Raw genomic sequence first — 14,589 nt, forward strand, 5'->3', positions numbered from 1 at the left:
CTTCCTTACCTTTTACTTAAAAAGTGGGCTTCAACAAGAAGCAGAATATTTATAGTAGGCAACTATTTACTAGCCATAATTGTTTTAGCGCTTTCAATGTGGGTTTTATATAAATGGTTGTTTGTTGGTGAAGACCTTCAAGGTTCTGTTAGACTTCTATTTTTGTATATTTTTGCTGCTGTGTTCTACTTAGCTCAAGGAAGAATGCCTTATCAAAAAGAAAAGGGAACATCGGATGGAGAGAGTACATAACAACTCAATAAACTCACTCACTTCGTTCGCTGGGACGCATACACGCAGGGCGGCTTCGCCATTATGCCCTACGTGCCTGCGCCCGTTATTGAAAAGTTATGTGGCATGGAAGATTAAGTGAAAATATTTATTGGAATTGTAGTTTTAACGTCAGCTTTGATTGCGATTATTGCCTTTAGTAACCAGGCTCAAGTTTTCTTGCTCCACAAGATGTACTCTTTAGGTTCTGGTATGGACGATGGGGCAACAGAGTTATTTATTCGTAATAAACACCGCTACAAATCTGTTGTTTTGGAATTGCTTAATGCTGAAACTCCCAACACTTATAAAGCTCAAGCTTCTTTTTTGTTTGGCGAGCTACTATTAGATGACCCTGAAATTCATGAAAAGATCGAAGATATTTCGGTTAATCACCCAAACAAACAAATTAGATGCTTTTGGTTTGATGTAATGGATGGTCGGTTCGAACATGAGCTTATCGCAGGTAGTGAATCTGATAAGTTTGCTACTTATGTGGTTAGAGACAAAGGAAGTAGGTGCGAGTAAGTGCCACATAACAAACAAATTATGTCACTCGCTGCCGCTCGCTGGGACGCAAACACGTGCGCGGCTTCGCCATTATTGCACACGTGTTTGCGCCCCATATTTGGAAGTTATATGCCTGAAGAGTCATGAATAAATTTTGGTTCAAGAGTATTTTTATTTGGGTACTAATTCTGGTATCAATTTATTTGTTAGCCGAATTTTTATTTTTCCGTGGTTATCTTATTGATACGAGGATAGGTGTTGTAGAGCAAGTCTTCTCTGGTATACCCAAAGCAAGTGGCGCTGGCCCACTGATTCATTACGCGAATGTAAAACTTGAAAGTGGTGAGTATTTAAAGGTAGTTTGTGAGCCTATATGTCATTTAGATTCAAAGGTTAGGGTTTCGTCATATAAGCCTCTTTTGGGAGGTGGTATAAATTTTTATGCAACCGGCATATAACAAACAAATTAAGTCACTCGCTCCGCTCGAGAGGACACAAACATGGCGGCTGTGTCGCTTCGCTCCGATTATAACCGCCATGTTTGTGCCCCTTATTTGGGTGTTAGCTGCAAGGAGAAGTTTTTGAGCAAGCCAGATTTTTCAAGCTATTCGATTGAAGAGTTGCTGGACTGTAAACAGAACATTGATAAAGATAGATATCCCGAACGCTATAGAGAAATTCTTGACTTCATTGCTTTACGCACCCAAGACCCCAAGATTAAACGCTCTCACGACGAGATTGTTTTCATAGAGTTTTGTGAAGCACTCAGAGATGACTTAAGAATTACATTAGACGATAATTTATGGCCTATCTTAAAGTTATTTTCAAAGCGCTTGAGGGATAGCGTACCAAGCACTTTTCAAGATCAAGTTTGCCCAGTATGTTCAGGTGATTTACACATTACTCAGCGGTTTGGCGCGTGGGAAGTCGAGTGTCAAACCTGCGATATGGCCTATTCTATAACTGAAAGGCATTCGTCAATTTGAGCTTTGCAGCTAACAAACAACTGTAGCCATTCGCTGGCGCTCACTGGGACAGTAACACGTAGGCTCTGTCGCTCCGCTCCTAATTTTAGCCTACGTGTTACTGCCCCTTAGTGGGATGTTATACCGCTAAAAGGATTTTATGAACCCGAGTGTTAAAAGCAAAATTCCACTAGTGTTTCTGATCATCATTTCGATTTGGTGGTGGTATTATTACGCGACTTCAAATGCCCTAAACGAATATGGAAATGCCAAATATGAGTGGCTATTTATGCTAGACGCACTATTAGCACTTCCAATTTTGTGCTTTCTTTGCGAATCAGATAAACAAAAAGCACTTTTAAAAGCGGCAATTTTGTGTAGCACTTCCGTGTTCATAGGAAGCCTTGTAATTCCCGAACAAAACAAAGTCATTTTCCATTTCCTTGAAAGTGGTCGTTATTTTGTCATAGCCATCATTCTTGTGTTAGAGCTCGTAGCAATAGTTACGGTCTGTTTAGCCGTTCGCGCTGCGCTTGCGAACAAAGAAGATCCAGATTTAGCAGTAGCAAATCCTATCGAGAAAATTTTCGGTTTTTCGCTGTTCAGCTCAATTCTAGCAATTGAAGGACGCGTCTGGAGCTTTGCACTTTTTGCTTCCCAAATAGAAAGTAACGCATATCGTGGCGAACAACATTTTTTCTACGATAGAAAGGATGACGCTCAGAGTAACTTATTTGGCTTTATACTCCTCATCATTATCGAAATGCCACTTGTCCACTTACTCCTTCACTTTTTATGGTCAAGCGTCGCCGCAAATATCACAACAGGACTTACACTCTTTGGGCTTATATTTTTCTTGGCAGAATACAAAGCTGTTGGTAAGCGCCCCATTTCAATTCATGGGAAAAACTTAATCATCCGTTACGGACTTTATGCACCGTTAACCATACCGTTAAAGGACATATCTGAAATAAGCCCAAATAATTCGTTTGTGAAGCGTTCGCGTGACGTCAAACGGTTTAACTACTCTGGTGTTCCGAATGTTGTTATCAAACTCTGTTCACCTATTAAGGGAAAAACGAAAATTTATTTGGGTGTTAACTCGCCAGAAGCTTTTATCATCACCGTTAATCATGCAAAAATCGCGGTATAACAAACACATTAAGGCGCTTCGCTCGGATTTTAGCCCACGTGTTACTGCCCCTTATGTGGGTGTTATGCGCCAAAGCGTACAGGATTTACATCCATACTTTTATGAAGGATTCTTGTGATCAGAATTTCCTGACTGCCCGTTTGTTTATAGAAAATAACATGGCTACCTTGAGGAAATTTTCTGTATCCATCCCTTATTTCATCGCAGCTTTTACCAATATCAGGATTTTCAGACAACATCCAAAATGAATCGTCGAATTGTTTAAGATATACATTACGCTGTTCTCGGCCCCATTTCCGTTGCGTAAACAATGCAATATCTTTTAGATCTGATTTTGCTAGTACGGTTAACTTAAATGGTTTCACTCTTTTAATTCACCGTCTAGTTCTGATATCAGGTGCTCAAGGTCGTATTCAGTCTCGCCGCTTTCTTCACCTGCTACAAGTAATTGACGCAGAGTGTTTAATTTGGTTTCCTGTGTTTCTAGCAAGCGAAGAGCTGAACGAATCACCTCACTTGCTGAACCATACCGACCAGTTTGAATTTGGCTAGCAATAAAGCTATCAAAATGGTCTCCAAGGGTAATGCTGGTGTTTTTAGCCATCTGATTTCTCCAAGTACCAATATATACCTAATTATGGTACTCGCGCGTTGTAAGTCAATAGCGCATAACAAACTGCTGTAGTCGCTCGCAGGCTCGCTGGGACGCAAACACATGGGCTGCGTCGCTTCGCTCGGAGTTTAGCCCATGTGTTCCGCCCCAAAGCAGGGTGTTATACGTCGAACAGGCATCAAGGATGATTTTTAATAAATTCATGAGAGTATTCAAAGAAACGAAAGGGATGCCAAAGTTATTCCGGTTTCAGCATATGCTCAACTCAATTACATACTCACTAATGGTGTTATTTGCTTTATGGCCTTGGCCAAACGCAGAGTATTCGTTGAATGGACGCAGCCTTACTTACCAAGAATTTTGGTTAACAGGTATGGCGCCCGGCTTTCTGCTATTTAGTATATTAATCATTGCAATTTGCTTCGCTTCTGTGAATAAACACTGGACTGGCCGCGTTGGTACTTTTTTATACTGGGCATCTATTATTGCCTTCATGTCTTTTTATTCTTTAAATGGGGGTGTAATCGGTGGGGCAATAATAGCTGTTTGGGCGTACTATGTGTTCTATAGCACTGGCATGAGGCAGTTTTTTGTTCAGTCAAACGTATAACAAACAAATTATGGCACTCGCTGCCGCTCCCTGGGACACAAGCACGTGCACGGCTTCGCCATTATTGCACACGTGCTAGCGCCCCTTATTTAAAAGTTAGGTGCCGATGACAAAACTTAGTATCTCAATCCTATTAATTATACTTGGCCTAGCGGGCTCAATATGGGTTCAAGTCCAAATTGATGCTGAGATTCCTAAATTAGAAGAGTATTCGGTAGTCTCAAGTTATAAACCTGTGAAGTACAAAACTAGGCAAACTGGCGGAAAGCCTAGTTACGAAATAACTTCCTTTACCATATCGGACGTTGAGTTTGTAATTACAGACAACAACCCATTCTATCGTCGTGTCTTATTTGCATTAAACGCTGGCGGTTACCTTCGCGTTTGGTACAAACCCACAGATAACTCAGCAATGATTTATCAACTCTCCCAAGACAATAAAATAGTGGCGCCATTTGATAAATTAGTTCATATCAATGGATATTCAGGAAGTGGAACTGCGACAATTCCCATATTACTCGCTATAGTGTTTGTATTTTCGTGGTATCGCAAAAGTGGCACCTAACAAAAGTTTACGTCACTCACTTTGTTCGCTGAGACGCATAATACACTCGGGGCGGCTTCGCTACTATGCCCCACATGCCTGCGTCCGTTATGGAAAAATTAGAGCTCAAAGATGAATCGAGCATTTGGGAAAGTATTTAAAAGCGAAAATGGCGTTAAGTACGGTGTAATCAGAAAAGCCACAGCGCCATTTCCTAAAGTCTTATCGGCTTTGGAGGTCTTGGCCGAAGACGGCTGTGGTAACTATTTCGTTCTACTAAATGAAGCCGTTTGCTTCTGGGATCACGAAACAGATGAGGCCGAGGTTCTTTCTAATTCAATAGATGATTTCGTTTCTAGGTGCTCGGCTCTAGAAGAAGTTGAACTAGAGCCTGGCGAAGTAGAGTCGGCATGGATAGATCCCGAGTTTGCGAAGAAATTCGGCATCAAGAGCAAGCCCTTATAAACGCACGATTGAGACAAATTTCCGCTGCGCTCCAATTTGCCGTTATTGGAAAGTTAGCTGTATAAGGACGTTTGGCATATGAAATCCATTTTACTTATTTTCCTTTGTCTATTTTCTATTTCTGAAGTTCGTGCCAATCGGTTAATTTTAGTTACAAAGGTATTGTCTGAAGAGGTAGTAAAACGTAACTTTAACGGCACAGAAAATCCAAGGTTAAAACCGTTCAGATTAGAGCAGTCGAACGCCTGTGGTGTACAGTTTGTTAAACTTTATGTTGAAAGCGTATTAAAGATGGATACTTTGAAAAGAAAGTAATTGATACTCATGTAATTTTGGGTGAGTGGTGTGGACAGCCATTTAAACCTTTTCAAGAGTATGTTGTAAAATTATTCGATAAAGAAGACCCTGTCGTTTCAATACATCGTACTCAATTGGATGGTTGGGAGGTGTTCAATCTATATAGCATTGAACGTTTGCCAAATAATGAACGAGCGTTAACCCAAGATTGGCATGTTAAGCATTTCGATCATTTAACCCCGTCAGTAATAGGTGATTTTAATGGCAAGTCAGTAATTAAAATTAATGAACTAAAGGTGTGGTATACAGCTAACAAACAAATTAATTTGGACTAAAAAGCTTGGCTCAGCTCGTACCTCACTTATTTTAGCCCGTTATGTGGGCGTCATATTTCAAAAGGAGTGAGTTATGCGGATTTGTTTTTTAGCTCTCTATTTCCTTTGTTCAGGTGTATTTGCCACTAGCTGTTATATCAGCGAACAGCAAAGTACTGAGAATAGCATCAAACATCAGGATAAAGTCGACATCGAGGTAACTCTTGTAGATACTGATTACTCTGTGATGATATCGCTACCTTCTCAAATAGATGAACTTTCATTTCAAGGAGTCTTCCTCATTGCTGAGGACCTGGAACATCCAACTTTTTTCACTCAGCTTCAACCTTTCGAAGAGAATGGTAAAAATGTAGCTTGGCACACAATAAATGCTGGGTTAATTCGCCGTCATTTTATCGTTGCCAGCTTCGGTGAGTGTGGTATAGATGTGTTCAAGGAGGTTTTGTACCATGAAATATAACAAGCCACTTAAGGCACTCGCTTCGCTCGCTGGGACGCTAACACATGGGTTGCGTCACTTTGTTCCTAATTTTAGTCCATGTATTATCGCCCCTTAGTGGGGCTTTGAATGCCACAAGGAAGCAGCATGTTTAAACTTTTTTGGTCTTTAATTTTAATAATTTCTCTTTCATGCGTGTCAGCACAAGGTAGTGAAACAACAGTCAATTTGAAGGAAAACACAGTAATTTATCACGGTAAATTATCGCCATCTGCAAATCAGAAACTTCTTTCAATTCTGAAAAATGGTAAGAGTAAAGTTGAATGGCTGTCTATAACGTCCGAAGGCGGTGAAATCAATCATGGAATGGATCTTGGTGACATTGTTCATGACTATGATTTAAAGCTTGAGGTCAATGAGTATTGTCTCTCATCATGCGCCAACTATGTTTTTTCTGCAGCAAATCATCACAGGATTTCGAATCACGCAGTTATTGGTTTCCATGGTGGTACAACCGGAATGGAGAAAGAAATAACATCGTTTATTGATGCTATGCCTGAGGAAGAGCGGGAATCAACAAAGCAGAACTTAGAAAAATATATGAAGTCAGCTGTAATTCGTGAGCGAAAGTTCTTCGAAAAAATTGGTGTGGACCAGCGAATAACAACACTAGGACAATCTTCCGAATATAAAAAGTTTGCCGAGAAAGAAGACTTTATCGGCTGGTACTATTCACTCGAAGGGCTTGCTACGCTGGGCGTTTCAAACATTGATGTAGTAAACCCTCCTTGGTCATATCAACATTTAAGTGAAAAAACTAAGTTTTTCAAAGTCAGAGTAGGCGGCATTTAACAAATAAATAAAGTCGCCCGCAGGCTCGCTGGGACACAAGCACGGCGATGATACCGCTACGTTGCTGCTCGTTAGCTTAGCGTTAGGTACTACAAGGAACTTTATGGCAAAAGCCGAAATAAAAAGATTCATTAAAGATATACAATCTCGTTTTCCGGATACTGTACCTTTAATGGAAAAACACGAGAGTTGGGCGCTAACCTTTCGAATGGAAGAGTTTGCAAACTCAACAACTTTTGCGTTTAACGAGAATAGACTAGCGGAAGCTGAAAGACATTTATCATACATGAGCCAAAAATTAGACTCGGCAACTTCAATTGAATTTGAGTACATCGACAAATATTACGTCGAACACTTGTTTTGGAATGCAACACCTGCAGGGATTAAAGCTGGTTGGCCACTCGTTCCAAACAACTTAAAAAAGCTATACATAGATTTTCACGGTAAAGAACCGAAATCGAGGTCGTAGAGGCACGCACCTAATGCCCGAATAAACAGACTCGCCAGGCTGCTTCGAACAAAAGCAAGTAGGCTCCCTACCCTTTGCTTGATATTCTACCCGACGTAATTTTCCCCTAAGGAGGGGGTTAGCCTCCCCATCAAAGGAATTGAACAACAATGAATGAAAAAATACTAAGCCTCGGTGAAAAGTGCCTTAGGCTTATTCCCGCAGAGACAGAAGTAGTTAGTTTTCTTGGTGGAAAGCCAGTAGTACGTTCACCTTTCGACTGGCCTCGTAAAAATAATAAACCACTTGGGTTCATTGCTCAGCTAGACTTGGAAGAAATTAACGTAAATCAAAGTATCGAATGGCTACCTGACAGTGGCCGATTATTATTCTTTTATGATTTTGAAGAGTGGCCTTGGGGGTTTGACCCACATGATAAGGGTGGTTGGGCTGTAATTTATGAGAATGGTTCTGGAGATCTGTACTCTCATGAACTGCCCGGAGATCTCAGTGACGAACATGTAGCCCCTTCAATTAAATATTTGAAAGCAGAAAGTTTTACTAGCTATCCAGATGCGCAAAGAATTAGCTTTAAAGAAATTGGCTTATCTGAAGACGAGGATGATGAATACTGCGACTTTATCGATGAGCAGTACGGAGTAGAACCTCGCCATCAAGTTGGAGGCTTTCCTACACCAGTCCAAAATGACGATATGGAAGAAGAGTGTCACCTTGTGAGTAGTGGAGTAAATTGTGGCGGTTCAGAAGGATACAATTCTGAAAAAGCCAAACAGCTTCGAAGGCAGGAAAACGATTGGCGAATGATTTTCCAATTTGACTCTGATGATGATATCGAAGTTATGTGGGGGGATATGGGTATACTTTATTTCTGGGTTAGAGAAAGTGACGCTAGAAAACGTGACTTCTCTGCTGCTTGGGTGGTGCTACAGTGCAGTTAATATTAACCCATGTATTACTTCTACTTATTTGAGTTGCTATATTCTTTGACAATTAGGAGGTCATTGTGAAGAAGGTTTCAATATTACTATTTCTGATTTTCTCAAGCGGTTCGTGGAGTCAGACATATGAAGAGAAAGTCGCAGCATCTAGGGCATTCATAGGAAAGCCTGTTCAAGAGCACACGTTTTATACTATAGATAAACTGCCCATCACCTTTCAAAGCCTTGAAGGTGAAAATGTTGTTGCTTACTTTTTCGCATCCTGGTGCTCGCCTTGTTATGAAGCATTAGAAAATTTAAACAAAGCAATCAAGACTGCTCCCCCATCCATCCGTGTCGTTGCAATTTCTTTAGATGAAGACTGGACTGATCTTGAGAGAATGTTAGCAAGAACAGGTTTCACTGGAGAGGTATGGAAATCGGCAGACGCAAAGCTAGCATTTCGAGAGCGCTTATTTGCGAATTTTAGCGGTTCTCTACCACACATCGTTCGTATAGATTCTCATGGGGTTCTTGTGGAAGGAGGCTCCAGAGTGAAAACTATTGAGCAATGGGCAGCGGTAATCAATAAAAATGCCTCGTTGGCTGAGGCTAGTGAAATATAACACACCATCTTTAATTTACAGTTAAGTCAAAGGAACTGATATGCAGAATAAAACAAATATTCTTACGCGCGGTAGTAAAGGAGTTATTGCTGGCGTTTGCTCAGGCATCGCTGAATACTACGGTCTGCGAAAGAATGGCCTTCGTTTAGCATTTCTGATTACCAGTTGTTTCTTTGGAATTCCAGTTCTCGTCTACATTATTCTGTGGATGATTTTACCAAGCTACCCTATATCCCAAGCTATGGCTCGCGAACTAAGCCGTAAAGCAGAACAACGGCGGGGTATTAAAGATAAGTGACTCGCCAGCTTGGGTTTTACCTCTCTTTTATAATGGAAAATATGTATTCAGAATGTTTTTTCCTTTTATTTCATACAATGCGTTAAGTGGTATCTACCGAATGCACAAATCGTGTTAGCGTAGAATCTAGGAAATATGTCAAACAACACAAGGAAAGTTATATGTTTTATAAAGCTTCGCTATTTTCACTCTGCTTACTGTCTGCCGGCTCCTTTGCCGATACCATTTATGGCACGGTAGAGCTTACGCACTTAACACCCACTCAAGCAGAAAGTACGTGGCAAAGAGAAAATCAGGTTGTGCCTCGCTATCCAATGAAACTAGCACAAAAAGGCATTGCTGGGTGCGGCATTTTTAAAGTTAACGTTGATGCTGAAGGTACCACTAAGAGCATTACATTAGTTAATTCGGTACCTAAAAGGGTAATCGAAAAACCTGCTGCTAGAGTCATAGAGGAATGGGACTGGACGCTGGCAGAAGGAAAGTCGGCTGCGAGCGAAGAAAAGCTGATTCGATTAGATTTTTGTTTGGGCGCAAGCTCTGAAGAAGAAGCCAATCAACTGTGTAAGCACCAAGCCAGCATGGCGTGCGAGTAGCGCTTTAATGCCCTTTTCAAAGGGCATTGTTTGCTCACCATCAGTATTTCAAAAGAGGTCTGCCCGTTGGAATTAAAAACCATTGGTTTGTTTGTTATTACTGCACTTGCTGAAATTGTTGGGTGCTATCTGCCCTACTTATGGTTGAAAGAAGATAAGTCCATATGGTTGTTAGTACCAGCGGCTATATCTCTAGCGCTTTTTGCTTGGCTGTTATCACTGCACCCGACTGCTGCCGGGCGCGTATACGCGGCTTACGGTGGTGTTTACATTTTCATGGCTATTATGTGGCTTTGGCTTGTTGATGGAGTGAAGCCAACGTTATGGGACTTGGTGGGCACCTTTGTCGCTTTGATTGGTATGGCGATAATTATGTTCGCACCAAGAAGTCACGGATAAGAGTCTTGCTTGCAATAAATAACGAAGAAAACGCGATGAAGATTACCTTTATTCCAAGTACGAACCTACCAAGGGCTGCTGAGTTTACCTTTAATAACATGCGCGATTATTACGCTCAGTTTGCGCCTGATTGGGACGCCGAAAAAGTGCTTGGGGTTACCGCAGAGCTCATTAATTACGACATTCAAGTAGACAGCGAAACGGTGGGGGTTATGCGCCTTCAATACGACGGTAGCATCTGTATATTGCGCGACCTTCAGGTCATACCCAGCGCACAGAACAAAGGCATAGGCAGTGCTGCCATTGAAGAAGCAGAAAGGCTAGCGTTAGGGGCCAATACTAACTCGCTTGACTTACGAGTATTCAAAGTTAGCCCTGCAGTTTCGCTTTATAAAAAAGTGGGATTTGTCATAAAAAGTGAAGACGACCGCTTTTTTAACATGACTAAACCCTTAAGCACATAACAAACAGGCTTGTACCGCCGTCTATTCAGAATATACCTAAAGGCCAAAGCACATGAAGATTATTATTGATGATCTCACCGGAGGAGAAGTGCTAGCGCTTTTAGAAGAGCATTTGTCTGATATGTATGCTACATCGCCACCTGAGAGCGTACATGCATTAGATGTTGAAGCACTAAAAGCTTCGAACATTACTTTTTTTAGTGGCTGGAAGCAGCAACAGCTTGCGGGCTGCGTCGCTATTAAAACCCTTGATACACATAGCGCCGAGCTAAAATCTATGCGCACCGCCAAACCGTTCAGAGGTTGCGGTGTAGCGTCTCAGTTATTACTTTTTGCCCTAGAACATGCGAAAATGAAGGGGTTTAGTTCGGTAAGTTTAGAAACAGGAACGCAAGACTACTTTTTAGCGGCCAGAACCCTATACAAAAAGTTTGGTTTTGTTGATTGCGGTCCATTTGGCAGTTACTCAATCGATCCCAACAGCCACTTTATGACCCGAGCGCTTTAATTTAGTATTTTAAGAGAATTCCACATGTCGTTACCTCCTTGCCCGCATTGCCAATCAGAATATGTATACGAAGATCAGCCTCTACTTATTTGCCCTGAATGTGGACACGAGTGGAACCCGAACGAGGTAGAAGAGGAAGTATCAGCAAAAGACTTCAACGGTACACCGTTAGTAGCCGGTGACAAGATTACGCTAGCAAAAGATTTGAAGGTAAAAGGCAGTTCGCTGGTACTTAAAATTGGAACGAAAGCCGTTATCCGTCACGTGAAAGATGCCAAAGACCACCAGCTAGACTGTAAAGTAGATGGCGCGGGTGAAATGATGCTAACTGCGCAGTTTGTTAAAAAGGCATAAGCGGCGTTTTATTGAAAAGCCTCATTTCCTTTTAGCGCGCTTACTTTTTTTGTCAACTAGGCGCGCTAGCTATTCCAATTCATCCCTTCTTAAAAATTTGCGACTTCGTTGGTAATGGTTTCAGTAAGCAAGCTAATCGCTTTCGATGACACTTTCTGAGGGTTAACTAAACAAACACCCACATGCCCAAGCTCGGGTAAACTTTCTGAATTAGATAAAACGTGTAGCCCAGACGGCACCGAACTTTTTGCAAGAACGGTTATGCCCAGCCCTTCGTTAATGGCCGTTTGTATGCCGTTTAAGTCAGCAATGGTGTACACCACCTGCCACGGTTTTTTGATGGCCGATAAAAGATTGGTTGCTCGCTTGCGGTAAATACATGGCGACGGTGCAGCAATAATAGGCAGTTTAGCAGGCACACTGTTTACAAAGCGCTGACTCCCCACCCATACCAGTTGATCTGAAATGATGTAGCCGTCTTGCTGAGGATCAGGTGTTTCTTGTAGCGAAAGAATTAAATCGAACTGACTTTTAAGCGGCTCACTAAGTAAGTCTTTACTTAGCGCACAATGCACCTCTAGCGATATTTCCGGATAGGTTTGCGTGAACCGTCGAATAATTTTAGGCATAAGCGTTGTACTAAATTCGCTAGGAATGCCTAACCGAATATTTCCCGTAACCTGCGGTTTGCCGAATTCGGCCATCGCCTGATCGTTCAGTGCCACTATCTTTTCACCATACGACAATAAGCGACTACCAGCGCCAGTTAGTGCCAAGCGATTTTTGTCGCGGGAAAATAGCTTTTCCCCAATCATTTCTTCTAGTTTTTTTATCTGTAAGCTAATGGCAGGCTGTGTGCGCTGAAGCTGCTCGGCACATTGAGTGTAGCTACCCGTCTGTGCAATAAGCACGAACGAACGCAGAAAATCTATCGATAAGTTTTTCATTACTTTGCTGTACACCTCTCTATTAGCTTTGCCTGCTGTTTTGCCTTACTGATGCCAAACTTGCTCACAAGGCCATTTAATAAAATTATAATGCCATATTTTTTATTAATTTTATTTATTCTTTTTACACTCCTAGTATCAGATACAAAATAATGACATTTAGGAGCCAGCATGAACCCACTTAACCAGCACCTTCACGAACAAGACCCAGATATCGCAGCATTTATTGCGCAAGAAAACGAACGCCAAGAACATCACATTGAACTGATTGCATCGGAGAACTACACCAGCAAAGCTGTTATGCAGGCGCAAGGCAGTCAGCTAACTAATAAGTATGCAGAAGGCTATCCGGGCAAGCGCTATTACGGTGGCTGCGAGGCGGTGGACAAAGTAGAACAGCTTGCTATCGACAGAGCTAAAGCATTGTTTGAAGCTGACTATGTGAATGTGCAACCTCACTCTGGCTCTCAAGCGAATACTGCAGTTTATATGGCGCTATTAAACCCTGGCGATACCATTCTTGGGTTGAGCCTTGATCACGGTGGGCACCTCACACACGGTGCAAAGCCTAACTTCTCGGGAAAACTATACAACGCGATTCAGTATGGCTTGAACACAGAAACCGGTGAAATTGACTATGACCAAGTAGAAGCCCTAGCTCAAGAGCACAAGCCAAAAATGATTGTAGCGGGCTTTTCCGCTTACTCTCGCGTGGTCGACTGGCAGAAGTTTAGAGACATCGCTGATAGCGTGGGCGCGTATTTACTCGTAGATATGGCACATGTTGCAGGACTTGTTGCGGCCGGTGTTTATCCCTCGCCAATTAACGCGGCTCACGTGGTTACTACTACCACCCATAAAACACTACGTGGTCCTCGTGGCGGGCTTATTATGTGTAAGTCAAACCCCGAGCTTGAAAAGAAATTCAATTCATTAATTTTCCCTGGTATTCAGGGTGGACCACTTATGCACGTTATCGCCGCAAAAGCGGTAGCGCTTAAAGAAGCCATGACAGCAGAGTTCCGCGCTTATCAAAAGCAGGTAGTCATTAATGCACAAGCTATGGCTGATGTGTTTATGAAGCGTGGCTTCGACGTAGTATCTAATGGAACCGACAACCACATGTTCCTGTTAAGTCTTGTAAGCAAAGGAATGACGGGGAAAGAAGCCGACGCGATATTAAATAGCGTGAATATAACGGTAAATAAGAACACAGTACCCAACGACCCGCAGTCGCCATTCGTTACAAGTGGTATTCGAATTGGCACACCTGCGGTCACTTCACGCAACTTTAGTGAAGAAGACTGTGTTCAATTAGCCCATTGGATTTGTGATGTGTTAACAGCGCCAGAAGACAATGCAGTAGTACAGCAAGTGATAGATAAAGTGGCAACGCTAACAGCGGCTCGCCCCGTTTATACTAAGTAAAACCTAGTACTATACCGAGCGAACTCGTGCGTTGCAGGTAGCCACCATTACCCGCCACACGAGTTTGGCTCGTTCATTAAACTGCACTATTCCCACTCCCCAAGCGTCTTCCATGGCGCCTTGCCACACGCTACACGTTTCAATGGTATCGCCGTACAAGGGGGCTAACGATAAGCTAATGCGTAGCGACTCCAACCATTCCCTAAATAACGGGTCCTGATTACCTGCTTCACGCATTTGAGAAAGCTGTAGCGAAGCCTGTTGCTTAATACCTTGAAGCCTTTTGTAGATTTCGCGAGGGTCTTCTTGCTGCCCCAAAAGATGAAGTTCGCGCTCAATGTCGTAAGCATTGTGCCAGTGGATAGTTTGCTGCGGTTCTTTTGAACAGCCCCACATTGCCGCACTCACAAGCGAAAGCAGCATGATACGCTTACCCCATAATAAAAGGGTGGAAGGAAATAGTTTTTTGCCACGCACCAAGCTGCGAACTCCTCAAACGATGTCATCTACAGTATAGATGAGTATTGCGC

24 protein-coding genes are annotated in these 14,589 nt (G+C 42.3%); 20 read left to right on the forward strand and 4 right to left on the reverse strand.

Annotation, left to right across the window (positions count from 1 at the left end; genetic code table 11):
• From AWH61_RS20175 to AWH61_RS16710, 5 genes are all read left to right on the forward strand, one after another.
• Positions 1-252, forward strand: a 252-nt coding sequence (locus tag AWH61_RS20175; protein WP_170870519.1) for a hypothetical protein, incomplete at its 5' end; no start/stop codon positions are given.
• A 117-nt stretch (positions 253-369) separates the two neighbouring features.
• A complete protein-coding gene (locus tag AWH61_RS16695) occupies positions 370-798 on the forward strand; it encodes a hypothetical protein (RefSeq protein WP_014976703.1) in 429 nt (142 codons plus the stop codon).
• 125 nt (positions 799-923) lie between these two features.
• Positions 924-1,238, forward strand: coding sequence for a hypothetical protein (locus AWH61_RS16700; RefSeq protein ID WP_075177692.1), 315 nt, complete (start codon positions 924-926; stop codon positions 1,236-1,238).
• Positions 1,239-1,361: 123 nt separating this feature from the next.
• Entirely contained in the window at positions 1,362-1,766 is a 405-nt protein-coding gene (locus AWH61_RS16705) for an LBP/BPI/CETP family protein (protein ID WP_075177693.1), read from the forward strand.
• A 172-nt stretch (positions 1,767-1,938) separates the two neighbouring features.
• Complete coding sequence (locus tag AWH61_RS16710) at positions 1,939-2,898, forward strand: hypothetical protein (protein ID WP_249922674.1); 960 nt, start codon at positions 1,939-1,941, stop codon at positions 2,896-2,898.
• A 62-nt stretch (positions 2,899-2,960) separates the two neighbouring features.
• Here AWH61_RS16710 and AWH61_RS16715 read toward each other — a convergent pair whose 3' ends face one another.
• Positions 2,961-3,263: a type II toxin-antitoxin system RelE/ParE family toxin gene (locus AWH61_RS16715; protein WP_075177695.1), complete on the reverse strand. Its 303-nt coding sequence runs from the start codon at positions 3,261-3,263 to the stop codon at positions 2,961-2,963.
• A complete protein-coding gene (locus AWH61_RS16720; RefSeq protein WP_075177696.1) occupies positions 3,260-3,502 on the reverse strand; it encodes a type II toxin-antitoxin system ParD family antitoxin in 243 nt (80 codons plus the stop codon). Before AWH61_RS16720 ends, AWH61_RS16715 begins: the two co-directional genes overlap by 4 nt.
• Positions 3,503-4,227: 725 nt before the next feature.
• Between AWH61_RS16720 and AWH61_RS16730 the strand changes: the two genes are divergently transcribed.
• The 14 genes from AWH61_RS16730 to AWH61_RS16800 all read left to right on the forward strand — a co-directional run bounded on the left by AWH61_RS16730 (position 4,228) and on the right by AWH61_RS16800 (position 11,684).
• Entirely contained in the window at positions 4,228-4,686 is a 459-nt protein-coding gene (locus tag AWH61_RS16730) for a hypothetical protein (protein ID WP_075177698.1), read from the forward strand.
• Between the two features lie 111 nt (positions 4,687-4,797).
• A complete protein-coding gene (locus AWH61_RS16735) occupies positions 4,798-5,130 on the forward strand; it encodes an SMI1/KNR4 family protein (RefSeq protein ID WP_075177699.1) in 333 nt (110 codons plus the stop codon).
• Positions 5,131-5,208: 78 nt separating this feature from the next.
• The gene (locus AWH61_RS16740) at positions 5,209-5,445 is read left to right on the forward strand and encodes a hypothetical protein (RefSeq protein WP_075177700.1); all 237 of its coding nucleotides are present in this window, start codon (positions 5,209-5,211) and stop codon (positions 5,443-5,445) included.
• 390 nt (positions 5,446-5,835) lie between these two features.
• Positions 5,836-6,222, forward strand: coding sequence for a hypothetical protein (locus tag AWH61_RS16750; protein WP_075177702.1), 387 nt, complete (start codon positions 5,836-5,838; stop codon positions 6,220-6,222).
• Between the two features lie 126 nt (positions 6,223-6,348).
• A complete protein-coding gene (locus tag AWH61_RS16755; RefSeq protein WP_075177703.1) occupies positions 6,349-7,053 on the forward strand; it encodes a hypothetical protein in 705 nt (234 codons plus the stop codon).
• Positions 7,054-7,156: 103 nt separating this feature from the next.
• A complete protein-coding gene (locus AWH61_RS16760; protein WP_049588387.1) occupies positions 7,157-7,522 on the forward strand; it encodes a DUF7674 family protein in 366 nt (121 codons plus the stop codon).
• Between the two features lie 149 nt (positions 7,523-7,671).
• Positions 7,672-8,460, forward strand: a complete 789-nt coding sequence (locus tag AWH61_RS16765) for a YwqG family protein (RefSeq protein ID WP_075177704.1) — start codon at positions 7,672-7,674, stop codon at positions 8,458-8,460.
• Positions 8,461-8,525: 65 nt separating this feature from the next.
• Positions 8,526-9,065, forward strand: a complete 540-nt coding sequence (locus AWH61_RS16770) for a TlpA family protein disulfide reductase (protein WP_075177705.1) — start codon at positions 8,526-8,528, stop codon at positions 9,063-9,065.
• 40 nt (positions 9,066-9,105) lie between these two features.
• The gene (locus AWH61_RS16775) at positions 9,106-9,363 is read left to right on the forward strand and encodes a PspC domain-containing protein (protein WP_075177706.1); all 258 of its coding nucleotides are present in this window, start codon (positions 9,106-9,108) and stop codon (positions 9,361-9,363) included.
• Positions 9,364-9,524: 161 nt separating this feature from the next.
• Entirely contained in the window at positions 9,525-9,959 is a 435-nt protein-coding gene (locus AWH61_RS16780) for an energy transducer TonB (RefSeq protein WP_075177707.1), read from the forward strand.
• A 66-nt stretch (positions 9,960-10,025) separates the two neighbouring features.
• Complete coding sequence (locus AWH61_RS16785; protein WP_230598747.1) at positions 10,026-10,358, forward strand: YnfA family protein; 333 nt, start codon at positions 10,026-10,028, stop codon at positions 10,356-10,358.
• 35 nt (positions 10,359-10,393) lie between these two features.
• The gene (locus AWH61_RS16790) at positions 10,394-10,822 is read left to right on the forward strand and encodes a GNAT family N-acetyltransferase (RefSeq protein WP_075177791.1); all 429 of its coding nucleotides are present in this window, start codon (positions 10,394-10,396) and stop codon (positions 10,820-10,822) included.
• A 52-nt stretch (positions 10,823-10,874) separates the two neighbouring features.
• Positions 10,875-11,330 (forward strand): GNAT family N-acetyltransferase, encoded by a 456-nt coding sequence (locus AWH61_RS16795; protein WP_014948133.1) that lies wholly within the window; start codon positions 10,875-10,877, stop codon positions 11,328-11,330.
• A 24-nt stretch (positions 11,331-11,354) separates the two neighbouring features.
• Positions 11,355-11,684 (forward strand): zinc ribbon domain-containing protein YjdM, encoded by a 330-nt coding sequence (locus tag AWH61_RS16800; protein ID WP_014948132.1) that lies wholly within the window; start codon positions 11,355-11,357, stop codon positions 11,682-11,684.
• Positions 11,685-11,773: 89 nt separating this feature from the next.
• On the opposite strand, the gene AWH61_RS16805 is transcribed toward AWH61_RS16800, so the two are convergent.
• A complete protein-coding gene (locus AWH61_RS16805; protein ID WP_014975550.1) occupies positions 11,774-12,631 on the reverse strand; it encodes a LysR family transcriptional regulator in 858 nt (285 codons plus the stop codon).
• A gap of 171 nt (positions 12,632-12,802) precedes the next feature.
• Here AWH61_RS16805 and glyA point away from each other — a divergent pair, with 171 nt between their 5' ends.
• A complete protein-coding gene (gene glyA, locus AWH61_RS16810; RefSeq protein WP_075177708.1) occupies positions 12,803-14,059 on the forward strand; it encodes a serine hydroxymethyltransferase in 1,257 nt (418 codons plus the stop codon).
• A gap of 9 nt (positions 14,060-14,068) precedes the next feature.
• Here glyA and AWH61_RS16815 read toward each other — a convergent pair whose 3' ends face one another.
• On the reverse strand, positions 14,069-14,482 hold the full coding sequence (locus tag AWH61_RS16815; protein ID WP_230598748.1) for a hypothetical protein: 414 nt from the start codon (positions 14,480-14,482) through the stop codon (positions 14,069-14,071).
• Positions 14,483-14,589 lie beyond the last annotated feature (107 nt).

This window comes from Alteromonas sp. W12, from assembly GCF_001924945.1.
In the GTDB taxonomy this organism is placed as follows: Bacteria; Pseudomonadota; Gammaproteobacteria; order Enterobacterales; family Alteromonadaceae; genus Alteromonas; species Alteromonas macleodii.

Bases quoted from the DNA above. Each gene is read 5' to 3' on its own strand.
- AWH61_RS16700 (WP_075177692.1), top strand. From the start codon at position 924: ATGAATAAATTTTGGTTCAAGAGTATTTTTATTTGGGTACTAATTCTG.
- AWH61_RS16720 (WP_075177696.1), bottom strand. From the start codon at position 3,502: ATGGCTAAAAACACCAGCATTACCCTTGGAGACCATTTTGATAGCTTT.
- AWH61_RS16730 (WP_075177698.1), top strand. From the start codon at position 4,228: ATGACAAAACTTAGTATCTCAATCCTATTAATTATACTTGGCCTAGCG.
- AWH61_RS16735 (WP_075177699.1), top strand. From the start codon at position 4,798: ATGAATCGAGCATTTGGGAAAGTATTTAAAAGCGAAAATGGCGTTAAG.
- AWH61_RS16740 (WP_075177700.1), top strand. From the start codon at position 5,209: ATGAAATCCATTTTACTTATTTTCCTTTGTCTATTTTCTATTTCTGAA.
- AWH61_RS16750 (WP_075177702.1), top strand. From the start codon at position 5,836: ATGCGGATTTGTTTTTTAGCTCTCTATTTCCTTTGTTCAGGTGTATTT.
- AWH61_RS16755 (WP_075177703.1), top strand. From the start codon at position 6,349: ATGTTTAAACTTTTTTGGTCTTTAATTTTAATAATTTCTCTTTCATGC.
- AWH61_RS16760 (WP_049588387.1), top strand. From the start codon at position 7,157: ATGGCAAAAGCCGAAATAAAAAGATTCATTAAAGATATACAATCTCGT.
- AWH61_RS16765 (WP_075177704.1), top strand. From the start codon at position 7,672: ATGAATGAAAAAATACTAAGCCTCGGTGAAAAGTGCCTTAGGCTTATT.
- AWH61_RS16775 (WP_075177706.1), top strand. From the start codon at position 9,106: ATGCAGAATAAAACAAATATTCTTACGCGCGGTAGTAAAGGAGTTATT.
- AWH61_RS16780 (WP_075177707.1), top strand. From the start codon at position 9,525: ATGTTTTATAAAGCTTCGCTATTTTCACTCTGCTTACTGTCTGCCGGC.
- AWH61_RS16790 (WP_075177791.1), top strand. From the start codon at position 10,394: ATGAAGATTACCTTTATTCCAAGTACGAACCTACCAAGGGCTGCTGAG.
- AWH61_RS16795 (WP_014948133.1), top strand. From the start codon at position 10,875: ATGAAGATTATTATTGATGATCTCACCGGAGGAGAAGTGCTAGCGCTT.
- AWH61_RS16800 (WP_014948132.1), top strand. From the start codon at position 11,355: ATGTCGTTACCTCCTTGCCCGCATTGCCAATCAGAATATGTATACGAA.
- AWH61_RS16805 (WP_014975550.1), bottom strand. From the start codon at position 12,631: ATGAAAAACTTATCGATAGATTTTCTGCGTTCGTTCGTGCTTATTGCA.
- glyA (WP_075177708.1), top strand. From the start codon at position 12,803: ATGAACCCACTTAACCAGCACCTTCACGAACAAGACCCAGATATCGCA.
- AWH61_RS16815 (WP_230598748.1), bottom strand. From the start codon at position 14,482: ATGCTGCTTTCGCTTGTGAGTGCGGCAATGTGGGGCTGTTCAAAAGAA.